At 49.9% G+C, this 7,888-nt stretch carries 7 protein-coding genes; all 7 read right to left on the bottom strand.

What is annotated here, in order from left to right; all coding sequences use genetic code 11:
* Positions 1-421: 421 nt before the first annotated feature.
* Positions 422-1,480: a porin gene (locus AB7U36_RS14180; RefSeq protein ID WP_428160390.1), complete on the bottom strand. Its 1,059-nt coding sequence runs from the start codon at positions 1,478-1,480 to the stop codon at positions 422-424.
* 136 nt (positions 1,481-1,616) lie between these two features.
* Positions 1,617-3,257, bottom strand: coding sequence for an FG-GAP-like repeat-containing protein (locus tag AB7U36_RS14175; RefSeq protein ID WP_428160389.1), 1,641 nt, complete (start codon positions 3,255-3,257; stop codon positions 1,617-1,619).
* 175 nt (positions 3,258-3,432) lie between these two features.
* Positions 3,433-5,325: a DNA mismatch repair endonuclease MutL gene (mutL, locus tag AB7U36_RS14170; protein ID WP_428160388.1), complete on the bottom strand. Its 1,893-nt coding sequence runs from the start codon at positions 5,323-5,325 to the stop codon at positions 3,433-3,435.
* A complete protein-coding gene (locus AB7U36_RS14165) occupies positions 5,322-5,513 on the bottom strand; it encodes a hypothetical protein (protein ID WP_428160387.1) in 192 nt (63 codons plus the stop codon). The genes mutL and AB7U36_RS14165 overlap by 4 nt, the downstream gene beginning before the upstream one ends.
* 13 nt (positions 5,514-5,526) lie before the next feature.
* Positions 5,527-6,999 (bottom strand): Asp-tRNA(Asn)/Glu-tRNA(Gln) amidotransferase subunit GatA, encoded by a 1,473-nt coding sequence (gene gatA / locus AB7U36_RS14160; protein ID WP_428160386.1) that lies wholly within the window; start codon positions 6,997-6,999, stop codon positions 5,527-5,529.
* A 39-nt stretch (positions 7,000-7,038) separates the two neighbouring features.
* Positions 7,039-7,326: an Asp-tRNA(Asn)/Glu-tRNA(Gln) amidotransferase subunit GatC gene (gene gatC, locus AB7U36_RS14155; RefSeq protein WP_428160385.1), complete on the bottom strand. Its 288-nt coding sequence runs from the start codon at positions 7,324-7,326 to the stop codon at positions 7,039-7,041.
* Positions 7,327-7,328: 2 nt separating this feature from the next.
* Positions 7,329-7,888 (bottom strand): SPOR domain-containing protein (locus AB7U36_RS14150; RefSeq protein ID WP_428160384.1); only part of this gene is annotated, 560 nt, incomplete at its 5' end.

Raw genomic sequence — 7,888 nt, 5'->3', positions numbered from 1 at the left:
AAAAAGGCATTATAACCATAATACGATATGATACCAAGACCCAGGGTTATCAGTGTCAATGTGGAAAACAACAGAAACACTTTGGTCGCAATGGAAACTCTCATGGCCTGGTTCTTTTCTTTTTCCTCTGACATGGCATATTTTTAAAATAACTTCGCCTTTTTTATAGGCAATAGCTATAAGCTATTTAATAAAGTTTTTCAACCATGATAAAGGCAAACTGGGATTTATCGAGGGGGAACCGGCTAGAAATTAATCTGCCATTTAATACCGGCGGAAAAAACCCCGGGCTGGCCATCCTGCACTGCATCAGGTTATGGTTGCCGACAGCATGGGCTAATCCAGCAAAAAACGGGCTGCAGATTTCAAAATCTGCAGCCCGTTATAATTCAGGCAGTTTTTCTATGTATATATTTTTACCTTAGAATGCGATTGCCCAGCAAGCACCGAAGTAGACAGTTTCATTCAACCCGGATTCTCTCTCATCAATCATACCGACTTCAGGAGTAACGGTGACACCCGGGGCCAGAGTAATGGGGGCCTGCAGATAATAGGACTGGGCAATACTGGTACTTTTGCCATCTACATCATAGTCGTCATGGATATACCCATAACCGGCTTCAAGGGCAAGCATATCATTAACGGTATAAGCTACACCAATGGTACCACCAATGGACTCACAATCGTCAACGTCACCATTATTATAAACGGCTTTTCCTTCGTATTGAGTACCAGTAGCAGTACCAAGATTAGCAATATTTTCGCCCCATACAAAGGTACCAAACATACCGAATGCGCCAAAGTTCAACTGTGCACCAAGGCCAATACCAAAGGCATCAACATCTTCATCATCATTGATCTCAAAAGTGTTATAACCACCGGCAATCTGAACCTCTCCCATATCAAAGCCTGCTTTGTAACAAGCCGCAATCATGGGTATTACAGCTTGGGTCTCATATGTATCATTCTCACTGTTTAATGTCCCATTAGTATTAATATAGGCATCTTTTTCAGGATTCAGTAAAGCGATGGAGAAACCACCGAAGGTCAATTTCACTTGGCTAATCTCGTCCTGGTCAAAATCGCCGAACCCACCAAGACCAAGATCTTGTTCTTCCTCCCCAGCCACAAGCTGGTTGGAGTAAGTCACATTGATTGGGGAATAGGCTTTACCAACCGTCAGGATGCCGGAACCAAAATTCCATTCACCATAGAGCAGAACGACATCAGCATTTCCATCTGCGGCACCATATTCAAAGCGACCGGTCAGCTCATCGGACACTTTTACCTCGGCACCAATTGCGGAGCCATCATAAAGACCTTCAGCAAACTGGGTGTCACCGTCATTACTACCATCAATTTGGTCTTCATCGGTCCAAACCGTATAAATCATAGCTTCCCCATAGAAATTCCACTCTGCTGCATAAGCAGACCCTGCCATCAGCGCAAGCGCTAAAGCAGCTACAATAATTTTTTTCATCTTTTTCTCCTTTTAGGATTTATTACTGCCTGAAATCCGGCACTCTGCCTTCCTTTTAAAAACAGGGTACCAAATAAGATTTTCTATTAATGCTATTTCAACGCGTTTGTCAATTGTTTTTTCAATGGTCCACGCGTTATTTCAATTTATAGGAAATAATGTTAGACGTCTTATCATCGGCAAGAATGGCGATCTTGGACCGGGTCACAACGGAAATCACCATCTCCTCTATCCCGTCATTATCAATATCGGCAATATTAAAATCAGAGACCCAGCCCTGCAGGGGGCCAGTCTGGAATACCGGCGCAAGGGCTATGCCGTTCCAGGACATGATTTCAACACGTCCTTCCTTGAACCGTTTAATCCGGCCGATGGCACCGCCGCCAACCTCATTATTTGTAATAAGAAAAACTTTATTCTTTTGGTCCTCTCCCACGGGATGAAATTTGATTCTCGGATTAAAATATTCCCGCTCCCGATAACTGTCATCCGCGCCCTGGGCCCCTGAAAACCAATAATTATTGGTTTTTCCGTATTTTTCAGTACTCTCCCATTCATTGGACCCGGCATCGTTGATGAGCACCAGAAGATGATGCTGGTTAATGCTTAAAAATTCATCGGCATTTCCCTCCCGGACCGGTCCCCTGGCCAGGGAAAGCACGGATGTGCCCCTGGGCATACGGATGGCTTTTTCCTCCCGGTAGGTATCGTTGGCCGGACTCATAATGTAGATTTTTCCGGCATATGGGCCTCTGCCTTTATCCTGGGCATAGAGCACGGGATTTCCATCGGCAGAGTCAATCACACGAAAATAGTAAGACAGGCTGTCCTGAATCGTTGTATATGATGACCCATTATATTCCACCACAAAGGAGGAAAGGGTTTCCCTGTTTATTGTCATGGCCGTGACAAAGATTTCCGGGTACCCGTTGCCGTTAATATCCGCCACATCCAGCCCGATGATTCTTAAATAGGATGCGTAATCCAGGTGGGTCTCTTCGGTGAGCAGGCTTCCCTCAAGATGGTAAATATGAAGTGAAGAATCCGTTGCGGTGACAATCTGAAGACGACCGTCTTTGTTCAGGTCGCCGGTGGCCATGGCCCGGATCACGTCATCCATCTTAAGATGGGTGGTGAATCCCTGGCTTGCCTGCATGGCCATCATGCCGCCGCCATAGAGACCGGGACTGCCGGCGTACTGAAGCCCCCCAAGGGTCGGATTCTCTTCCTGGGGGCGGGCATAGAGCTTGTTATCAATATTGCGGTTAAACACCTTCATATTGATATCACCGGCAAAAGAGTTGACCAGGGGGATGACATCGCCCATGGCATTGCTCTGCTCGAAAAAGGCAAAGGTTTCCTTTTTTCCTGTAACATCCACCATGGCGGCATCCAAACTGATGCTTTCCCCATAATGGGTAAGACTGCCAAAAAGGACGTAATCCACACCCATCTGCGCACCCAGATCCCGGGCACACCCCTCATTGAAACCGCCTTTCAGAAGCCCGCTTGCCTTTGCTCCGGCCAGGGCCTTGTCAACGGTTTCCCGGTCCAGGACATCCACTTTCCCGGCATCGGAAATCCTTGAGGAAAGCATTGAGAACAATCCGTTCTGCAGGAAACCAAGATCCTGGGACGAATTCATTTCAAAAGGGAAGACAGCCACGGTTTTTGTTTCACCGCACAATCCCGAATCGGCTGCTGCCCAGAAAGCAAAAAAAGTCATAACAGCAACCGCTGTTCTGAAAGCAAAAAATGTTTGCATTAATTTTCGCATGGGTTTTCCTTACACTCCTGTCAGATTAAACATGATGCCGGTCCCCAGGGATTCGGAACATCAGGAAAAAGGCATATAAAATGTGCGCCCAAGGCGCTTCGCCCTCTTGTTTCTTGCCTCCGGTTTCTTGACATTAACGCTTAAGTTAATGCGTTTTATATCCCATCCCCCGGTCTCACACAAGTCTTTTAAACAGCTTTTCAAGACTGCGGGCATCAAATGACACAAAAACGGGACGTCCATGGGGGCAGTGCATGGGATTTTCACAGGCAAACAACTGCGCCACAAGCGCTGTCATTTCCTTTAGAGACATGGACTGTCCGCCCCGCACAGACCGGTGGCAGGCCATGGTGGCAAGGGCATGTTCAAGCCAGTCATCTTTAGGGCCTAGGCCGTTGGCATGGCTGATTTTCTCCACCATGTCCATCACCATGAGCCCCACATGCTTTTCCTCCACCAGCACAGGCACTGATTTTATGATAAATGACGTCCCGCCAAAAGGTTCAACCCGAATACCCAAGCCAGCCAGATCCGCCATGATGGATTCAAGGAGCAGGGCTTCCTTGTGGCTCAGTTCCAGGACCTCGGGAACCGCCAGGGACTGGCTCTGGACATCCATACGCCGGTAACGTTTTAAAAGCTGCTCAAAGACAATGCGTTCATGGGCCGCATGCTGGTCCACCAGTATCAGGTGATTCTCCTTTTCCACCACAATATAAATATTGAGCACCTGACCGATAATTCTAAGGGGCATTGTAATGCCCTGCCCTGACGTTTGATTTTCATAGTCAGCCGGAGAAGCATGGAACAGGCGTTTTGTTTCCGGTACCGGACCCCACGATTTTTCGAGGGGTTCAGCAGCCTTCAGGGATTCAGGAAAAGGCTTAAAGACCTCATACACAGGTGGCGGCTGCGGGGCAGAAACGCTTTCAAACAAGTCAGGCGCCAATTTTTTTTCTGACGGGGATGCGGATTTCAGTGCAACCTGGACAGGCGTTGGCGTATCCTTTTTCTCAGCCATGAAAGCCCTGGCATAGGACAATTTATCAGCCTGACCACGGGACAAGGCTGCTTCAACGGCAAGGGACAAGGCGCGGTAAACAGGGCCGGGGGTAATGAATTTTATTTCACGCTTTGCCGGGTGAACGTTTACATCCACCTGGTCCCAGGGCAGTTCCACACACACCGCCCCCACAGGATACCGCCCCTTCATGATTCTGCCCCGGTACCCCTGGAACATGGCGGAGACCAGACCCCGGTCATACACAAGGCGCTGGTTGACGAACAGAAAAATCCGGTTAGCTGTACTGCGGGTAACACCGGGATTGGCGCACACCCCGCGGATACATAGCCCGGGCAGGACGCTATCCCCCCCTTCATCTGTTTCCGGCCACTGCATCTCATACAAATGATCAGCCGCTTCTTTACCCAGCACCATCTGGGCCCGTTGAAAAAGGGTCTGGCCCGGGGGATAGCTTTTGACGGATCTGCGGTTGACCACGAGGCGGAAGCCTACTCCTGGATTTCCCATGGTAAGGCCGGCCAAGGTATCGGCAATATGCCCGGCTTCGGTATTTTCGTTTTTTAAAAATTTTCTTCGGGCAGGGGTGTTGAAAAACAACTGCCGCACTTCCACCATGGTGCCGGCGGGCGCGCCGGTATCTGTCACCCCGGAAAGCTTGCCGCCATTCATATCCACCCGGGTACCAATGGCGTTATCCTTTGTACGGGATACAAGACTGAATTTAGATACAGATGCAATGGACGGCAAGGCCTCGCCCCTGAACCCGAATGTGGAAATGGAAAACAGATCCTCCTTGGTGTAGATCTTGGATGTGGCATACCGCTCCAGTGCCAGCACCGCCTCATCCCGGGAAAGCCCGCACCCGTTGTCCGAAACACGAATTAAGGTTTTGCCTCCGTTTTCAATCTCCACAATTATCCGGTCAGCCCCTGCATCCATGGCGTTTTCCACCAGCTCTTTCACCACGGAAACCGGCCGCTGGACCACTTCGCCGGCAGCGATCTGGTTGGACAGGATATCGGGAAGAATGCGGATTCTGCTCATGAAGGCGTGGCCGGGTTTTCCTTTACAAAACGCAGCAAAAAGTCGCTGTCTTTTGGACTTAAATCAAACTGCAGGCAGGCCTCATCAGCCAGTTTTTTCGCATTCAGGTCCGGCTGGGCCTTTCTTTTTTCAGATACCCACAAAATAGCTTTTTTCAGGGCCTCGCCCTGGGGCATTACAGTGGACATTTTAACCTTCCTTTTACAATTCTGGAAATTCAATATGTTTGTCCATGGCCTGTTCAAATCCAAATCCCGCCCGGATCAGCGACATTTCATCAAAATGCCGGGCCATCATCTGAAGGCCCATGGGAAGCCCGGTGGAGGAAATGCCTGCGGGCACTGAAATCCCGGGGATTCCTGCCAGATTGCAGGACAGGGTGAAAATATCGCTTAAATACATGGTCAAAGGATCGTCCACATTCTCACCGATTTTAAACGCCGGGGTGGGTGCCACAGGAGACAGAATAATGTCGCACGCTCCAAAGGCCCGTTTAAAATCATCCATGATCAGGGCCCGGACCTGGGAGGCACGGCCGTAATAGGCATCATAATACCCTGAAGACAGGGAATAGGTGCCGATAATAATCCGGCGCTGGACCTCCAGTCCAAATCCTTTGGACTTGGTTTTCTTGTACATCTCAATAATATCGTCGGAATCCATATCCCTGTACCCGTACCTCACCCCGTCAAACCTGGCCAGGTTGGCACTGGCTTCACAGGGGGCAATGATATAGTAGGCCGCCACCACATAATTGGTATGGGGCAGGGAGATCTCCTTAATGATAACCCCCAACCCTTCAAGGGTTTTCCGGGCGTTTTCGAACATGGTCTTAACTTCGGGATCAATGCCCCCAAGGTGCGAAAATTCCTTGGGGATGCCTGCGGTCATTCCGGAAAGGCCCTTGTCCTTGAACATGGCGATTCCCTTTGTAAAATCAGGCATCTGTTCAGGTGCGCTGGTGGAATCTTTGGGGTCATGGCCACCCATGAGATTGAGCATCATGGCCGCGTCCGTCACATCCCGGGTAATGGGCCCCACCTGGTCCAGGGATGATGCATAGGCCACAACACCAAACCGTGACACCCGCCCATAGGTGGGCTTGAGCCCCACCACACCGCAATGGGAGGCTGGCTGGCGGATGGAACCGCCGGTGTCCGTGCCCACGGCCCCGGCACAGAACCGGGCAGCCACGGCAGCAGCAGATCCGCCGGAAGAACCGCCAGGCACATGGTCCGTGTTCCAGGGATTGCGGGTAACAAAAAAGGCGGAGTTCTCGGTGGAAGACCCCATGGCGAATTCATCCATATTGGTCTTGCCGATGAGTACAGCATTCTGGGCTTTAAACTTCTCCACCACAGTAGCATCGTACCGGGGCACAAAATTTTCAAGAATTTTAGAGGCACAGGTGGTTTTAACCCCCTTTGTACATAAAACATCTTTCAGGGCCACTGGGATCCCGGTGAAAGCCTGGTTCTCTCCTTTGGCAATAACCCGGTCTGCTTGTTCAGCCTGTTTCAGGGCAAGTTCCGGGTCTACGGTAATAAAGGCTGCGATGTTATTTTCATATTGCTCAATACGGTCAAGGAAGGCCCGTGTCAGTTCAACCGAAGATATTTCCTTTTGGGCCAAAAGGTCCTGGGCCTGGGCAATGGTCAGGGTATGCAGATTCATTTTATTTCCTTACACTCTCGTCTTTTTTTTGGGGGGGGACTACTTCACCACTCTTGGCACCATATAAAAATCCTGGTCACGTTCCGGTGCATTGACCAGAGTCACATCCGGGCCCGGGGACGGTTCCCGGCGGTCTTCCCTGAGTACATTATTCATGAATGCCGCCCCTGATGCCGGTATTACCCCGTCAACATTCACATCTTTGAGGGCATCAATATAATCAAGGATATCACTGAGCTGGCCAGCCAGGGTTTCCTTGAGATCATCATCCACATCCAGCCGGGCCAGATGGGCTATGTTTTCCACTTCCTGCTGTGAGATTTTCATTTTTATTCCTTTTTTATGATCATGCCGCTAACACCTGAACCGGCAAGCTGCGTAAGTCTTGCCCCGGCTGCTTGGTAATCGGCAAAGGAGCCGGTCCTGACCCGGTACCAGGTGTTTCCGTTAATCTGAACACTGACCTGGTAGGAAAAAATCCCCTTTTTATCTAAAAGAACCATCTGGGCCAGGGCATCATTTAAATTCTTATATGACGCAACCTGAATGGTGTATATACCATCGGCCGGTGCCGGGGTTTTCCCGGTATCGGGCCTGGTTTCTTTGGATACCGCCTCTGTTTTGTTACCTGTCTGGATTTTTGATTTTAAAACCTTGGGGGCAACCTGGGTCACGGTCTGTTTTTCACCGACTTTTGTATCTGTTTTTACCGGCGCACTCTTTTTAGGTGGCGGTGCCGGCGGGACAACCTCATTTTTTACCAGCGCACTCTTTTTAGCTGGCGGTATCGGGGCAGCCTCATTACCATGATCCGGCTCGGCCTTATTCCAGGTAGCCAGTTTTTTGCTGTGCTTGACAGGGATCTCTTCAACCTGGGGGGTATCCGGTG

This window comes from Desulfobacter sp., from assembly GCF_050177295.1.
This window is presented reverse-complemented; position numbering and strand designations above follow the sequence as displayed.

Coding starts and splice junctions, on each gene's coding strand:
- mutL (WP_428160388.1), bottom strand. CDS start 5,325: ATGAGCAGAATCCGCATTCTTCCCGATATCCTGTCCAACCAGATCGCT.
- AB7U36_RS14165 (WP_428160387.1), bottom strand. CDS start 5,513: ATGTCCACTGTAATGCCCCAGGGCGAGGCCCTGAAAAAAGCTATTTTG.
- gatC (WP_428160385.1), bottom strand. CDS start 7,326: ATGAAAATCTCACAGCAGGAAGTGGAAAACATAGCCCATCTGGCCCGG.
- AB7U36_RS14175 (WP_428160389.1), bottom strand. CDS start 3,257: ATGCGAAAATTAATGCAAACATTTTTTGCTTTCAGAACAGCGGTTGCT.
- AB7U36_RS14180 (WP_428160390.1), bottom strand. CDS start 1,480: ATGAAAAAAATTATTGTAGCTGCTTTAGCGCTTGCGCTGATGGCAGGG.
- gatA (WP_428160386.1), bottom strand. CDS start 6,999: ATGAATCTGCATACCCTGACCATTGCCCAGGCCCAGGACCTTTTGGCC.